This window comes from Porphyromonas sp. KLE 1280 (assembly GCF_000700805.1).
Lineage (GTDB): Bacteria > Bacteroidota > Bacteroidia > Bacteroidales > Porphyromonadaceae > Porphyromonas > Porphyromonas pasteri.
In genome coordinates this window covers 459,376-473,982 of sequence record NZ_KL362962.1, presented here as the reverse complement: position 1 = coordinate 473,982, position 14,607 = coordinate 459,376, and the positions used below count along the sequence as shown (strand labels likewise).

At 54.1% G+C, this 14,607-nt stretch carries 11 protein-coding genes; 10 read left to right on the top strand and 1 reads right to left on the bottom strand.

The features are described 5' to 3' along the window. The first annotated feature begins 21 nt into the window (after window positions 1-21). The 10 genes from pyrI to HMPREF1121_RS01795 all read left to right on the top strand — a co-directional run bounded on the left by pyrI (window position 22) and on the right by HMPREF1121_RS01795 (window position 13,149). Window positions 22-489, top strand: coding sequence for an aspartate carbamoyltransferase regulatory subunit (gene pyrI / locus HMPREF1121_RS01840; protein WP_044114404.1), 468 nt, complete (start codon window positions 22-24; stop codon window positions 487-489). Continuing rightward, on the top strand, window positions 486-1,067 hold the full coding sequence (locus HMPREF1121_RS01835) for a flavin reductase family protein (protein ID WP_044114403.1): 582 nt from the start codon (window positions 486-488) through the stop codon (window positions 1,065-1,067). Before pyrI ends, HMPREF1121_RS01835 begins: the two co-directional genes overlap by 4 nt. An 86-nt stretch (window positions 1,068-1,153) precedes the next feature. Then, complete coding sequence (locus tag HMPREF1121_RS01830) at window positions 1,154-3,742, top strand: endonuclease MutS2 (RefSeq protein ID WP_084151899.1); 2,589 nt, start codon at window positions 1,154-1,156, stop codon at window positions 3,740-3,742. A 606-nt stretch (window positions 3,743-4,348) separates the two neighbouring features. Then, the gene (gene lepA / locus HMPREF1121_RS01825; RefSeq protein ID WP_044114402.1) at window positions 4,349-6,136 is read left to right on the top strand and encodes a translation elongation factor 4; all 1,788 of its coding nucleotides are present in this window, start codon (window positions 4,349-4,351) and stop codon (window positions 6,134-6,136) included. 17 nt (window positions 6,137-6,153) lie between these two features. Beyond that, a complete protein-coding gene (dnaB, locus tag HMPREF1121_RS01820; protein ID WP_044114401.1) occupies window positions 6,154-7,737 on the top strand; it encodes a replicative DNA helicase in 1,584 nt (527 codons plus the stop codon). A 25-nt stretch (window positions 7,738-7,762) separates the two neighbouring features. Continuing rightward, window positions 7,763-8,929 carry a M24 family metallopeptidase gene (locus HMPREF1121_RS01815; protein WP_044114400.1) on the top strand — a complete coding sequence of 389 codons (1,167 nt, stop codon included), beginning with the start codon at window positions 7,763-7,765 and terminating at the stop codon, window positions 8,927-8,929. Window positions 8,930-8,947: 18 nt separating this feature from the next. Next, complete coding sequence (gene coaD, locus HMPREF1121_RS01810) at window positions 8,948-9,421, top strand: pantetheine-phosphate adenylyltransferase (RefSeq protein WP_198019151.1); 474 nt, start codon at window positions 8,948-8,950, stop codon at window positions 9,419-9,421. A gap of 5 nt (window positions 9,422-9,426) precedes the next feature. Beyond that, window positions 9,427-9,759, top strand: a complete 333-nt coding sequence (locus HMPREF1121_RS01805) for a translation initiation factor (RefSeq protein ID WP_044114398.1) — start codon at window positions 9,427-9,429, stop codon at window positions 9,757-9,759. Window positions 9,760-9,785: 26 nt separating this feature from the next. Further along, window positions 9,786-11,330, top strand: a complete 1,545-nt coding sequence (locus tag HMPREF1121_RS01800; RefSeq protein ID WP_044114397.1) for a DUF4301 family protein — start codon at window positions 9,786-9,788, stop codon at window positions 11,328-11,330. A 34-nt stretch (window positions 11,331-11,364) separates the two neighbouring features. Then, entirely contained in the window at window positions 11,365-13,149 is a 1,785-nt protein-coding gene (locus HMPREF1121_RS01795; RefSeq protein ID WP_044114396.1) for an aminopeptidase P family protein, read from the top strand. A 100-nt stretch (window positions 13,150-13,249) separates the two neighbouring features. Here the strand turns inward: HMPREF1121_RS01795 and HMPREF1121_RS01790 are convergent, their stop codons facing one another. Beyond that, complete coding sequence (locus HMPREF1121_RS01790) at window positions 13,250-13,939, bottom strand: outer membrane beta-barrel protein (RefSeq protein WP_044114395.1); 690 nt, start codon at window positions 13,937-13,939, stop codon at window positions 13,250-13,252. Window positions 13,940-14,607: the final 668 nt, after the last annotated feature.

Genomic DNA, 14,607 nt, shown 5'->3' with positions numbered 1-14,607 from the left:
ACGCCTCCTATTAGATAAGCTATGAACAAAGACAAGATGCTCGTCGAGGCGATCCGTGATGGGATTGTCTTAGACCATATACCCGCAGAGAAACTCTTCAAGATCGTGGCACTTCTCCGTCTTGACACGCTGACGACTCCTGTGACGATTGGTAACAACCTCATGAGTGCTCGTCACAAGCGTAAGGGGATCATCAAGATGGCTGACCACTTCGTCTCCTCCCAAGAGATCGACAAGATCGCCCTACTCGCCCCCGAGGTTCATCTGAATGTCATCCGTGACTACAAGGTTACGGAGAAGCGTCAGGTAGCTCTTCCCAGCGAAGTCAAGGGTTTAGTGCGTTGCCCCAACCCCAAGTGTATCACCAACGCTGAGCCCATGCAGACGCGCTTCCATGTGTCTACCGAGGAGGACTCAGATCAGAAGTGCCTCTTAGAGTGTCACTACTGTGGACGAAAGACGCGTGCAGAGGAGGTCGAGCTACTATGAGAGTAGACTGGAAGCCCGGAACACTTATCTATCCCCTACCCGCTGTCCTCATCAGCTGTGGCACGATGGAGGATGGCGGAGCTAATATCCTGACCGCCTCATGGGTGAGTACGGCATGTACTAATCCCCCGATGTGTGTCGTCGGGATACGCCCAGAGCGTCACTCACACAGCATCATCAAGGAGCAAGGTGCCTTTGGTATCAACCTCTCTACGGTGTCGATGGCCCGAGAGACGGACTGGTGTGGTGTCGTATCAGGAAGGCGCGAGGATAAGTTCGCTGCCTGTGGCTTCACGAAGGAAGCAGGCACAGTGCTGGGAGTGCCACTTATCGAAGAGTCACCCATTAGCCTAGAGTGCCGTGTGCGTGAGATTACCTCTCTCGGGAGTCATGATCTCTTCCTCGCCGATATCGTCGGGGTACGAGCTGACGAGCAGTACATTGATCCTGAGACGGGAGCCTTTGATATGAAGCGCGCAGGTCTCTTGGTCTATGCCCACGGCGAGTACTTTGGCTTGGGCGAGTATATAGGCCACTTCGGCTGGTCCGTACGTAAGAAGAAGACCAAGCGCCGCTAAGGCCTCCCCACTAAATAATAGAGCAATACAACCAACTATGGGGGTAGATCGCACTGCCGACCTGTCCCCTATCTTTGGGACACTACATGGAGATAAATAGATTAGACGTCTACCCGCATAACTTCTCTGAGAAGATCGGCTATAGTGAGGTCAGACACCTGCTGGAGGAATACTGTGCATCCTCTCTGGGAAGAGAAGAGATGCAGGCACTTGAAGCCTCTGCAGATAAAGAAGATATAGTAAGGGCGCTGGATGAGACTCGTGAGATGATCACCATCATGGCGGGTGAATCCCCTCTACCCTCCTTGGCACTTGTGGACTGCCGTGACGTACTGCGTCGCATCCGTCCTCAGGGTACATTCATCGAAGAGGAGGAACTCCTTGACCTACTGCGCATGCTGGAGACGCTACATAGCCTCCAGCGCTTCTTCCTCGAGGAGCATACGACGGGCGAGCGTGTGGCGGAGACCTTCACCTATACCTATCCCCGCCTTGCCTCGCTGCTTGAGGATACGCCTTCCTTCCCTAAGATTGAGACTCACCTTCGCTCCCTGCTCACCGAGGAAGGTAAGCTTCGAGACAATGCTTCGCGTGATCTTCTGCGCATCCGTCAGACTATTCGTGAGACGGAGCGTAGCCTCTCGGGTATGCTACAGCGCATCCTCTCGACGGCACGTCGTGAGGGCTGGGTGGAGCAAGATGTACAGCCCGCCCTGCGCGATGGTCGCTTGGTCATCCCTATGAGCCCCATGCACAAGCGCAAGCTCCGTGGTATCATCCACGACGAGTCAGCGACGGGGAAGACGGTCTATGTCGAGCCCGTCGAGTTGGTAGAGGCTAACAACCATATCCGTGAGCTAGAGAGTGAGGAGCGCCGTGAGGTTATCCGTATCCTCACCGAAGTGGCCAGCCGTCTTCGTCCCAACATCCCTCACCTACTCACCGCCTATAGCCTCCTCGCGCACTACGACTTTGTCCGTGCTAAGGCTCGTTGGGCGGCTGATATAGGCGGTATCTGTCCCCGCATCTCGGATAGCCCTATCGTCGAATGGTGGGGAGCAAAGCACCCGCTTCTCCTACGTTCGCTACGTGCTCAAGGGCGCAGTGTCGTGCCCTTGGATATCCGATTGGTAGCACCCGAAGCTCGTATCCTCCTGATATCAGGGCCTAATGCTGGGGGGAAGTCCGTTTGCCTCAAGACGGTAGGTCTTCTGCAGTACCTCATACAATGCGGCGTACCTGTCCCCATGGCTGATCACTCTTCGGTCGGTATCTTCGACCGTCTCTACATCGACATTGGGGATGAGCAGTCCATAGAAGATGACTTGAGCACCTACAGTTCGCACCTGCGCAACATGAAGCACTTCGTCCGTGAGGGCGGAGCACGAAGCCTGCTGCTCATCGACGAATTTGGTGGCGGTACGGAGCCCACGATCGGTGGGGCTATTGCACAAGCTCTCCTGCATCGCTTCAATGATGCTGGTGCCTTCGGTGTCATCACCACGCACTATCAGAACCTCAAGACTTACGCCGAGGAGCATGCTGGCCTTATCAACGGGGCGATGCTCTATGACCGTCACGAGATGCGCCCACTCTTCCGCCTCTCTATTGGTCGTCCTGGTAGCTCCTTCGCCATTGAGATCGCCCGCAAGATCGGTCTGCCCGAGGAGGTCATCAGTGAAGTCCGCGAGACGGTCGGTGCTGACTACATCGACATGGACAAATACCTGCAAGACGTCATACGTGACAAGCGCTACTGGGAAAGCAAGCGCCAGAGCATCCGCCAGGAAGAGAAGCTCCTCCAAGAGGCTTCGAGCAAGTACACCGAGGAGATGACGCGCATCGCTGAGGAGCGTAAGCGTATCATCGCCGAAGCGAAGAAGGAAGCCCAGCGCCTTATACAAGAGGCGGGCGGACAGATCGAGCGCACGATCCGTGAGATCCGTGAGGCCGAAGCTGCTAAGGATGAGACGCGTATTATCCGTCAGCGCCTTGCTGACTATAAGGAAGGACTCTCGGCAGAAGAGGAAGCCGAGGCTCTGGCACGGGCTAAGAAGACGCAGCGTGAGGTAGAGCGTCTCCTTGCACGCCGTCAGCGTCATGCCGATCGCAAGGCCAAGGGGAAGGAACCCCTACCTAAGCCCCATCAGCCCTCTGAGGAAGCTCCTTCTTCCGCCACTCCCCTACCCACCGCACCACTCACCGAAGGCAGTGTCGTGCGTATCGAGGGACAGAAAGCTCTTGGTACGATCATCTCCCTCTCGGGACGTGAGGCAACGGTGGCTCTTGGAGAGCTGAAGACCACCATTCCCGTTAAGCGCCTTCATGCGGTCTCCCCTGCCGAAGCGGAGCGCCATCGCAAGAAGATTTCGCCCACTCAGGCCGTTCGCTCCTCGGGGATCATTGATCAGATCCATCAGAAGCGCCTCACCTTCCGCCAAGAGATCGACGTCAGAGGGTTCCGTGCCAATGAGGCTGTCGATGCTGTGGCTTACTTCGTCGACGAAGCACTCCAGCTCGGTGTGAGCAGTGTACGCATCCTACACGGGACGGGTACGGGTGCTCTTCGTGAGTCTATTCGCACGTATCTGAGCGGTGTACGAGGCGTCCAGCACTTCCACGATGAGGATGTTCGCTTCGGAGGAGCAGGGATCACGGTCGTAGAAATGGAATAGTTCGGCCACCTACCCTTCCCCTTTTGTGCAAGACCGAATGCTGGCTGAAATGGCTGGTATTCGGTCTTGTCATAATACGTATACGTTTGCTGCTCGGAACGATTAGGTTGTTGCTCCGCGTAGGGATAAAAGCTGCGACGAGTGGCAGATAAGTTTGGACTACGTACGTGGCTCTAATATCTACGTACGTGGATATTTGGATTTGCATACCTAGTCTTTAAGACTACGTGCGTAGACAGAGGAAAACCACTACGTGAAGGCGCTTTTTTCTTCACGAGATGGACACTTTTCCCTCCGCTGGATAAGAGGAATACTCGCGATAAGGCGAAGGGCTTGCGTACCTCTTCGGAGAGGCATATCGGGGGACTGGGCGTGCGATGCCTTAGCACTCTAAATAGCGGGCAGGACTCGCGGCAACAGTCTCGTTTGAGAGTTAGCTCCTCTGAGCCTTGTGCTGTGAGCTGCGATTTGTGGAAAAATTCCCCTTTCGGTAAGAGTTCTCAGGAGGCCCGTAGGAGGTCACTTGGGTATTTTGCCGTGAAAGCTCTGTGGATGTGCCTAAGTATAGGGCTATTTCCCCGTCTTAGTAGTATCTTTGTAATCAAGATGAAGCATATACGTAACTTTTGCATTATAGCCCATATTGACCATGGGAAGAGTACCCTGGCTGACCGCCTGCTGGAGACGACACAGACCGTCTCTGGGAAGGATCTTCAGGAGCAGGTACTCGATAATATGGATCTCGAGCGCGAGCGCGGGATCACCATTAAGAGCCACGCCATCCAGATGAACTACGAGCTCGATGGCGAGGACTACGTACTCAATCTGATTGATACCCCAGGACACGTGGACTTCTCCTACGAAGTCTCCCGCTCCATCGCTGCCTGCGAAGGCGCACTGCTTATCGTCGACGCAGCTCAGGGTATTCAGGCACAGACGATTTCCAATCTCTATATGGCTCTCGAGCATGACCTCGAGATCATACCTATCATCAATAAGGTCGACCTGCCAAGCGCTATGCCCGAAGAGGTCGAGGATCAGATCATCGAGCTCCTTGGCTGCAAGCGTGAGGAGATCATCCGGGCCAGCGGTAAGACGGGCTTGGGGGTCGATGACATCCTCCGTGCGATCGTCGAGCGTATCCCTGCTCCTAAGGGCGATCCCGAAGGACCGCTGCAGTGCTTGATCTTTGACTCGGTCTTCAACCCCTTCCGCGGTATCATCGCTTACTTCAAGGTGGTGAATGGTAAGATCCGTAAGGGAGACCACGTGAAGTTCATCGCTACGGGCAAGGAGTATGACGCTGATGAAGTCGGCGTACTGCGCCTCGACATGGAGCCACGCAAGGAGGTCTCTACGGGGGACGTCGGCTATATCATCTCGGGTATCAAGACGAGCCGTGAGGTTAAGGTCGGGGATACCATCACGCATGTCAATGGCGGCGCTTCGGAAGCTATCGCTGGCTTTGAGGAAGTGAAGCCCATGGTCTTCGCAGGGCTCTACCCTATCGAGAGCGAAGACTTTGAGAACCTCCGTGCTTCGCTGGAGAAGCTCCAGCTGAATGATGCTTCGCTGACCTTCCAGCCAGAGAGCTCCATCGCTCTTGGCTTCGGCTTCCGTTGCGGCTTCCTTGGGCTCCTGCATATGGAGATCATTCAGGAGCGACTCGACCGAGAGTTCGGTATGAACGTCATCACGACCGTCCCCAACGTATCCTACAAGGTCTACGACAAGAAGGGAGTCTGCAAGGAGGTACATAACCCCTCGGGGCTTCCAGACATCACGACGATTGACCACATCGAGGAGCCCTATATCCGTGCATCGGTCATCACAAATACCGCCTACATCGGGCCTATCATGACGCTCTGCCTCGGTAAGCGTGGGCAGCTCATCAAGCAGGAGTACATCTCGGGCGACCGTATCGAGATCTTCTTTGACCTGCCCTTGGGTGAGATCGTCATCGACTTCTACGACAAGCTGAAGAGCGTATCGAAGGGCTATGCTTCCTTCGACTACCACATCAGCGACTTCCGTCCCTCGAAGCTCGCCAAGCTTGATATCCTACTCAATGGAGACCCTGTGGACGCTCTCTCGACACTGACTCACGTCGATAACAGCGTAGCTTTCGGACGCCGCATGTGTGAGAAGCTCAAGGAGCTCATCCCACGTCAGCAGTTCGACATCGCTATCCAGGCTGCTATCGGCGCTAAGGTCATCGCTCGTGAGACCATCAAGGCTGTGCGTAAGGACGTGACTGCTAAGTGCTATGGTGGTGACGTCTCTCGTAAGCGTAAGCTCCTAGAGAAGCAGAAGGAGGGTAAGAAGCGCATGAAGCAGATCGGTACGGTCGAGGTGCCTCAGAAGGCCTTCCTCGCAGTCCTCAAGCTTGACTAAGCCAATCACAGACAACCATGGCCACAGAAACGGCAAAGAAGCGTAGCAGCAAGAAGCCCAGCCTCGTCGTACCGATGGAGCTGGATGGGCGCATCCCACCTCAGGCTCCAGACTTCGAAGAGGCTGTCCTCGGAGCAATCCTCCTTGAGAAGGATGCCTATGCGCGTGTCAGTGAGAAGCTCCGCCCTGAGACCTTCTACGTCAAGGCTCACGAGCTGATCTATACTGCGATGGTGACGCTGGCTATGGCTCAGCAGCCCATCGATATGCTCACCGTAACCGAGGAACTACGTCGTATGGGCGTCCTCGAGGAGATCGGTGATGCAGCCTACATCGCAGGTCTGACAACCAAGGTGATGTCTACAGGTAGCCTGGAGGCTCACGCTGAGGTGCTCTACAACAAGGCGCTCAGTCGCCGCCTCATCGGTATGGCAACCTCTACGCTTAAAGGTGCCTATGAGGATGTTATCGATGTGCAGGAGCAGATCCAGCAGGCGGAAGGCTCGCTCTTCGAGATCGCTCAGCAGAATTCGACTCGCGACTTCGTACCTATCAATCCCCTCGTCAAGGGTGCTATCAACGAAATGCAGATAGCGGCAAACCGAGAGGAAGGGATCAGCGGGTTGACGACTGGTTTTGGAGACATTGACCAGATGACTTCAGGCTGGCAGAACTCTGACCTTATCATTATCGCTGCCCGTCCAGCTATGGGTAAGACGGCCTTCGTCGTATCTATGGCAAAGTATATGGCAGTTGATAACAAGATACCTGTCGCGCTCTTCAACCTCGAAATGAGTGCCGTACAGCTCGTCAAGCGTTTCCTCTCCAACGTCTGTGAGATCGATGGGCAGAAGATCAAGAGTGGTCGCCTCAATGAAGAAGAGTGGACACGCCTCAACAACCGTATCGGTACGCTTGAGGGCGCCCCACTCTACATCAATGATACCCCATCACTCTCGGTCTTTGAGCTACGTACCAAGGCGCGTCGCCTTGTCCGTGAGCATCAGGTCAAGATCATCATCATTGACTACCTCCAGCTGATGAATGCCAGTGGTATGAGCTTCGGCAACCGTGAGCAGGAGGTCAGTACCATCTCACGTTCGCTGAAGATGCTGGCCAAGGAACTGAACATCCCCATCATCGCCCTTTCGCAGCTCAACCGTGGCGTAGAGAATCGTCTGCAGGGAGGTGATGCCAATAGCAAGCGTCCACAGCTCTCAGACCTTCGTGAGTCAGGTGCTATCGAGCAGGATGCCGACATCGTATGCTTCATTCATCGCCCTGAGTACTACAAGATCTACAGCGATCCAGAGACAGGGGAGGACCTGCGTGGGGTAGGTGAGTTTATCATCGCCAAGCACCGTAATGGTCCTGTCGGTGATGTGCGTCTAGCCTTCAAGGCGGACTATGCTCGCTTTGCTCCGAAGGGCGAACTCTCCCAGCTGGGTGCTGATGAGAAGCGTGCTCGTGGTGGACGCCTCGGTAGAGGTACCCGTGGAGCCGATGCTTCAGCTGATCCCCTTGCACCCTCAGGCTCTGGATTTGATGCAGGCTTTGACCCTATGAGCGGACCACTCCCATCCAATGAAACCCCATTTTAATTAGCCCTCTATTCTCCGATACACAATGGAATTTCTCCAGCCAGACTATCGTCTTCGTGTAGCTAAGCTCCAGTCGCTTCTTCAGCGTCAGGGTATTGAGGCTCTCGTTGTGGTCTCTAATGTCAACCTCCTCTACGTCTGCGGAGAGGTATTCGCTGGTCTTGCTTTCATCCCTCGTGAGGGAGAAGCACAGTTCTTTATCCGCCGTCCACAGCTTCATCCCGAGAGTGCCACGGTACACTATGTGCGAAAGATCGAACAGATCGCAGAGCATATAGACACTGCTGCCCTCCGTTCGGTGGCTTTAGAACTCGATGAGCAGAGCTACTCTGATATCCAGCGACAGCGTAAGCTTTTCCCTAAGGCGGATCTACATAATGCGACAGCTCTCCTACGTGAAGCACGTATGGTAAAGACACCTCTGGAGCTGGAGCAGATCCGTGAGGGAGCGCGTCATCATATCGCTACCTATGCTACGATCCCTTCTCTCTACCGAGATGGGATGACCGATCGAGATCTACAGATCGAGATCGAGCGGGAGATGCGTCGTAGAGGATCTATTGGTATCTTTCGCTGCTTCGGCTCAGCGATGGAGATCTATATGGGGAGCCTGCTTACAGGTGATAATGCAGGCGCTCCTTCCCCCTATGACTTCGCTCTCGGTGGAGCAGGTAGTCAGGCACTCCCCTTAGGATCTAATGGGACTCCTCTTCGTGAGGGACAAGCTGTGATGATCGACATGGCGGGGAACTATGGGGTCTACTGCACCGATATGACGCGTACCTATTCTATTGGCCGCCTATCAGATGAGGCCTATCGCCTGCACGAACTCAGCCTTGAAATTCATCGTCAGGTGATGCAGAAAGCAGCCCCTGGGACGTCGTGTGCCGATCTCTACAATGAGAGTCTGCGCATAGTAGAGGAAGCTGGTGCGGGGCCCTACTTTATGGGGACAGAGCTACAAGCGCAGTTCGTTGGTCATGGCTTGGGCCTACAGATCAATGAGCTCCCCGTACTGATGGGGCGCAGTAAGGATACCTTGCAGCCAGGTATGATCATCGCCTTTGAGCCCAAGTTTGTCCTCCCCCATATTGGAGCTGTTGGCATAGAGAATACCTATCTTGTTACAGAGACGGGTATAGAGAACCTCACACCTGCTCCTGAGGAAATCATTGATTTGACACAGCGATAGACCTCCCCGATGACGCACATGAAACGCACTGCCCTCTACGCAGGATCCTTTGATCCCTTTACCCGTGGTCACGCCGACATCGTGGCACGTGGCCTATGTCTCTTTGATGAAGTCATCGTGGGGATCGGGACTAACGATGCGAAGCGCAACCTCTTCTCTGCAGAGGAGCGCCTGCAGCAGATCTCTCGTTACTATGCAGATGAGCCTCGTGTGCGCGTCTTGACTTACACAGGACTAACTGTATCTCTGGCTCAGGAGCTTCAGGTCGGAGCCCTACTTAGAGGTGTCCGTAGTAGTACGGATATGGAATACGAGCGTACGCTGGCAGACCTCAATCGTCACATCGCCGATATGGAGACGGTACTTCTCCCAGCCTCCCAGCGCTTCACACACATCAGCTCAACAGTTGTACGTGAGCTCCTACACTATGGAGGGGATGTGTCAGCCTTCCTGCCCGTAGGCTTCTCACTTGATGTCTCACCCATGGTATAGCAACTATGTCGGACTGGAAGAATCGCTTGGGGGTGCTCTACAGCACCAACCCAGACTTTGAATACACAACAGCCGAGGTAGCTGAACCAGAGACGCTACCAGCCGCTGAGCAGCGCCTCCGTCTCTCGCTCTCAAAGAAGCAGCGTGGAGGTAAGGAGGTGACGCTCATTACAGGCTTTATCGGTAGCTCAGTTGATCTTGAGGCCTTGGGCAAGACACTACGTCAGCGTTGTGGTGTCGGTGGATCGGCCAAGGATGGTGAGATCATCATACAGGGAGATCAGCGCCAGAAGCTCCTCACGATCCTCCCTTCTCTGGGCTATACAAAGACGAAGTAACTAACACACTACACATACTACTACCTATGGACAACGGACTATTCACCCCACAAGACCTCGAAGAACTCTCAGCTCGTGGCATTACTCCTGAGGCGGCAGCTCATCAAGTAGAGGAGATCCGCAAGGGATTCCCTTATTTGGAGATCTTGGCATCAGCTTCCCTTGAGCAGGGTATCCTGCGCGTAGAGGCCAGTGAAGAAGCACGCTATATGGACCTCTGGGAAGAGTATCTTCTCTCAGGTAAGGCTTCGGTCTACAAGATGGTGCCAGCATCAGGAGCTGCTTCACGCATGTTCAAGATGCTCTACAACTTTCTCGAAGCTCCTTATACAGCTCCTGAGAAGCCTGAGGAAGAGCGCTTCTTTAGCCACATCAATCAGTTTGCTTTCTATGAGCGCCTCAACGAAGCTTGTCTCCGTAATAACTGGAAGAGCATCCCTAAGCTCATCGCAGCTGGGGAGTATAAGGCTATTGTAGAGAACCTTCTACTTCCTAAGGGGCTGGGTTATGGTAGCAAACCTAAGGCACTACTTCTCTTCCATAACTATAAGGAAGCCCCGCGTACTTCGGCAGAGGAACACCTTGTCGAGGGGGCACTCTATGCCCGTGATCGTGAGGGGATGGTACGCCTGCACTTCACTGTTTCTCCCGAACACCGCAAAGACTTTGAAGCTCTTATTCATTCGCTCCAGCCTATCTATGAGGACCTCTATGGCGTGCGCTATGACATCAGCTTCAGCGAACAGCTCCCTTCTACAGACACGTTGGCATTGACACCTGATGGAGAGCTCTTCCGTACGGATACAGGTCACCTACTCTTCCGCCCAGGTGGGCATGGTGCCTTGATCCATAACCTTGGGAAGCTCCCTACCGATGTGGTCTTCATCAAGAACATTGACAACGTGGTTCCCGATCCCTATAAGGGCACGACGATCATGTATAAGAAGTTCCTCGGAGGCGTACTCATCGCACTGAGACGGCAGATCTTCAGCTACCTCACCCTCTTAGAAAAAGGTAAGCCTTCACACGCACAGATCGAGGAAATCCTCGGCTTCCTCGAGGGGCAATTATCCATTACGGTGCCTGAAGATTTGGATAAGGAGGATAGTAGTACCATCAAATGGATCCAAGGTCGCCTCAATCGCCCCATACGCGTCTGCGGTATGGTGCGCAACCAAGGTGAGCCCGGTGGTGGCCCCTTCATCGTCCGTGAGCATGACGGCAGCAGTTCTCTGCAGATCCTTGAGAGCTCGCAGATCGATATGGAGGATGCTGGACAACGTGCCTTCTTCGAGGCTGGAGGATACTTCAATCCCGTAGACCTTGTCTGCTCCATACGTGACTATAAGGGCCAGCCCTTTGACTTGACGAAGTTTGTCAATCCCAAGACCGCCTTCATCTCACATAAGAGCCTCAGCGGTCGTGAGCTCCTGGCTCTTGAGCTCCCTGGACTATGGAATGGAGCTATGCATGACTGGAATACCGCCTTTGTCGAAGTACCTCTCGATACCTTCAATCCCGTGAAGGAAGTCAATGACCTCCTCCGTACGGAGCATCAGAATCCCGCCTAACCCTACCCTGTTTCTCACATAAACCTATAAGCGTATGTCTACAATCATCGAGCGCTTAGCGCTACTCCGCAAGGAGATGAAGGCAGCAGGTCTCTCGGCCTACATCATCCCTTCTTCAGACGCACATCTCAGCGAATACACGCCTGATCGCTTCAAGAGTCGTGCATGGATCAGCGGCTTCAATGGCTCTGCTGGCACCGTCGTTGTGACCTTAGATAAGGCCGGTCTATGGACCGACTCCCGCTACTTCCTGCAGGCAGGCGAGCAGCTGAAGGACTCTTCTATCGAGCTCTTCAAGATGGGCGTCCCTGGCGTCCCCACTATAGAAGGCTTCCTCGCCTCTGAGCTCCCTGCTGGGGCAGTCGTCGGAGCTGATGGCGCTTGCCTCTCCTTCGCTGAAGCTGATGATACTGAGCGTAAGCTTGCTGTCTACGGTATCGAGTATCGTCTCACGCAAGATCTTATCGAGCATGTTTGGGCAGACCGTCCCGCTCTCCCCGACCAGCCGCTCTTCCTTCACCCCGAGGAATACTCAGGCGCTAGTGCCAAGGAACGCATCGAGGCAGTTCGTGCTAAACTCCGTGCTCAGGGCGCCAATGCTACGATCATCACGATGATCGATGAGCTAGCGTGGGTCTTCAATGTACGAGGCAATGATGTTTCCTTCAATCCCGTAGCCGTAGGCTTTGGCTACATCGGCGAGAAGGAAGCTGTCATCTTCGTAGACCCTGCTAAGGTGCCAGAGGAAGTTCGCTCTTACCTCACGGCCAATGGTGTCACCCTTAAGGGCTACACGGAGCTGGATAGCTTCATCGCAGCACTCCCTGCTGAAGTCCGCCTCTTGGTCGATACCAAGCGTATCACCTATCACATCTATTCTCTGATCCCAGCGCACTGCCGTAAGATCGAGGGAGTCTCAGCTCTGACTCAGCTCAAGGCTATCAAGAACGGGACTGAGATCGCTTGCCTCCGTAAGGTCATGGCACGCGATGGCGCTTCTCTGACCCGCTTCTTCAAGTGGCTGGAGGAAGCTCTGGGACGTGGTGAAACTTATACAGAGTACGAGCTGGGTATCCGTCTCAATGAGTTCCGCGCTAAGGATGATAAGTTCTACGGTGACAGCTTCGGCACGATCTGTGGCTACCTCGGCAATGGGGCTATCGTCCACTACAGCGCGCAGAAAGACACGGCTGCTACAGTACGTCCAGAGGGTGTGCTCCTTCTTGATAGTGGCGGCCAGTATATCGATGGGACTACGGATATCACGCGCACGGTAGCGCTCAGCGCTCCTTCGGAAGAGCTCCGTACGGACTACACGCTCGTCTTGAAGGGCCACATTCAGCTCGCTCTGGTGCAGTACCTCGAAGGGACGCGTGGTAGCCAGCTTGATATCCTTGCTCGCCATGCACTCTGGCAGCAGGGCCTGAACTATGGACACGGTACGGGGCACGGTGTAGGCTTCTTCCTCAACGTCCACGAAGGGCCGCAGAACATCCGCATGGAAGTCAATCCCACACCTCTCGAACTCGGTATGATCACCAGCAATGAGCCAGGGCTCTACCGCTCGGGTAAGTATGGTATTCGTATTGAGAACCTCGTCATCACGGAGCTACGTGAAGAGACTGAGTTTGGTCGCTTCTTCGGCTTCGAGACGGTGACTCTGTGCTACCTTGACAATCAGCTTGTCCGTAAGGATCTCCTCACAGCAGAGGAAATCGCTTGGTACGATGCTTATCAGGAACGAGTCTATCAGACGATCGCTCCCCTACTTAGCAGCGACGAAGCAGCTTGGCTTCGCTCCAAGACGCTCCCTCTCTAAAGAAGAGCGCTAAATAGAAATCCCCCTAAGGTCGGTGAGACCTTAGGGGGATTTTCTTTTACTCTTAAGAGTTACCCTAAGAGCTTGTATGGGAGTTCGCTTAGAAGACGAAACCTACCTTGAAGCCAGCCTTGACATCGGTAGCGAAGCCACCAGTAGAGGCCGTTGACTTAGATTCGTTCGTCGTAGCTGTACCACCTGCAGGCGTTACCGTCGTAGAGGTCTTACCGGTAGAAGCATGGAGAAGTTCCAGACCAGCTTCTACACCGAGGTAGACGTGAGGAGCGACGTAGTAGTCTGCACCGAGGAGGAGGTCACCACCGAAGACGAAGCGAGGAGCATTCTTTGAGATGGTAGTTGCTGCGCTGTTGACGCTCTTCATAGAGCCCGTAGCAGAACCGAGGAAGAGCTCAGCACCGATATAGGGAGAGAGGCGATCCGTGCCACCGAAGTGGTGTTCGAGACCAAGGCCGAAGGTGAAGACGTTGCTCTTCGTGGTAGCTTCGGTCACGGGGTCAGTCGTCTTCTGCGTGCTGGAGCTGTTGTTCAGACCCAGAGAAAGGCGCAGAGCGATGTTGTCCTGGAGGAAGTAGCGGCCCTTGATGAGACCAGCGTTGATACCAGCGTGTGAGCCGAGAGCTACGGGTGATTCAGTCTGGTTGAAAATCCCATTAGCAAAGAGAGAGAAGTCGGTCGTCACGCTCCCTGCGAGGGGCTTGAACTCCGACTGAGCCTGTGCGGAGACAAGCGCGGTAGCTGCGAGAGCTACAGTCATCAGAATCTTCTTCATTTTCAATAGTATTTATGCATTCCCCCACAAGTGTGATATCGAGGGGGTGTCGGCAAAGGTAGGCAAAAAGTATTACCTGAAAAACGTATAATATTTGGCGGAGAGCTCGTTACGCACTTGTATGCTGATTTTTATCTCCCAGCTATTGCTCCTAAAAGCTACCAGTACTGATCGATGAGGAAACTCTTCCAGGGCAACCGCATCAAAGTGTACGTATCTTGATCGCACTCTCCCCTACTGAGTACAGCATTGCCACCAGAGCGTGCGTGTATGCGAAACAGTCGTGAGTACAAAGCTGCAACAATGGTCGCTTACCCGAAAAGCAATAGCTGTTCAACGACAGAGCAATAGCCGTTTGCTGGTCGACTCTACTTCAATACGACTTGCAAATAGAGACTGTTGCCGCGAGTCCAGTCCTCTATTTAAAGCGTTAAGGCATCGCACGCCCAGCTCCCCGATATGCCTCTCCGAAGTGGTCAGGCAAGCCCTTCGCCTTATCGCGCGTATTCCTCTTATCCAGCGGAGGGAAAAGTGTCCTTCTCGGGAAGAAAAAAGCGCCTTCACGTAGTGGTTTTCCTCAGTCTATGCACGTAGTCTTAAAGACCAAGCACGTAAATCCAAATATCCACGTATGTGGATATTAGAGCTACATACGTAGCCCAAACTTT

What these genes read in the sequence shown, in the direction of transcription:
- pyrI (WP_044114404.1), top strand. Translation starts at nt 22, where the DNA reads ATGAACAAAGACAAGATGCTCGTCGAGGCGATCCGTGATGGGATTGTC.
- HMPREF1121_RS01835 (WP_044114403.1), top strand. Translation starts at nt 486, where the DNA reads ATGAGAGTAGACTGGAAGCCCGGAACACTTATCTATCCCCTACCCGCT.
- HMPREF1121_RS01830 (WP_084151899.1), top strand. Translation starts at nt 1,154, where the DNA reads ATGGAGATAAATAGATTAGACGTCTACCCGCATAACTTCTCTGAGAAG.
- lepA (WP_044114402.1), top strand. Translation starts at nt 4,349, where the DNA reads ATGAAGCATATACGTAACTTTTGCATTATAGCCCATATTGACCATGGG.
- dnaB (WP_044114401.1), top strand. Translation starts at nt 6,154, where the DNA reads ATGGCCACAGAAACGGCAAAGAAGCGTAGCAGCAAGAAGCCCAGCCTC.
- HMPREF1121_RS01815 (WP_044114400.1), top strand. Translation starts at nt 7,763, where the DNA reads ATGGAATTTCTCCAGCCAGACTATCGTCTTCGTGTAGCTAAGCTCCAG.
- coaD (WP_198019151.1), top strand. Translation starts at nt 8,948, where the DNA reads ATGAAACGCACTGCCCTCTACGCAGGATCCTTTGATCCCTTTACCCGT.
- HMPREF1121_RS01805 (WP_044114398.1), top strand. Translation starts at nt 9,427, where the DNA reads ATGTCGGACTGGAAGAATCGCTTGGGGGTGCTCTACAGCACCAACCCA.
- HMPREF1121_RS01800 (WP_044114397.1), top strand. Translation starts at nt 9,786, where the DNA reads ATGGACAACGGACTATTCACCCCACAAGACCTCGAAGAACTCTCAGCT.
- HMPREF1121_RS01795 (WP_044114396.1), top strand. Translation starts at nt 11,365, where the DNA reads ATGTCTACAATCATCGAGCGCTTAGCGCTACTCCGCAAGGAGATGAAG.
- HMPREF1121_RS01790 (WP_044114395.1), bottom strand. Translation starts at nt 13,939, where the DNA reads ATGAAGAAGATTCTGATGACTGTAGCTCTCGCAGCTACCGCGCTTGTC.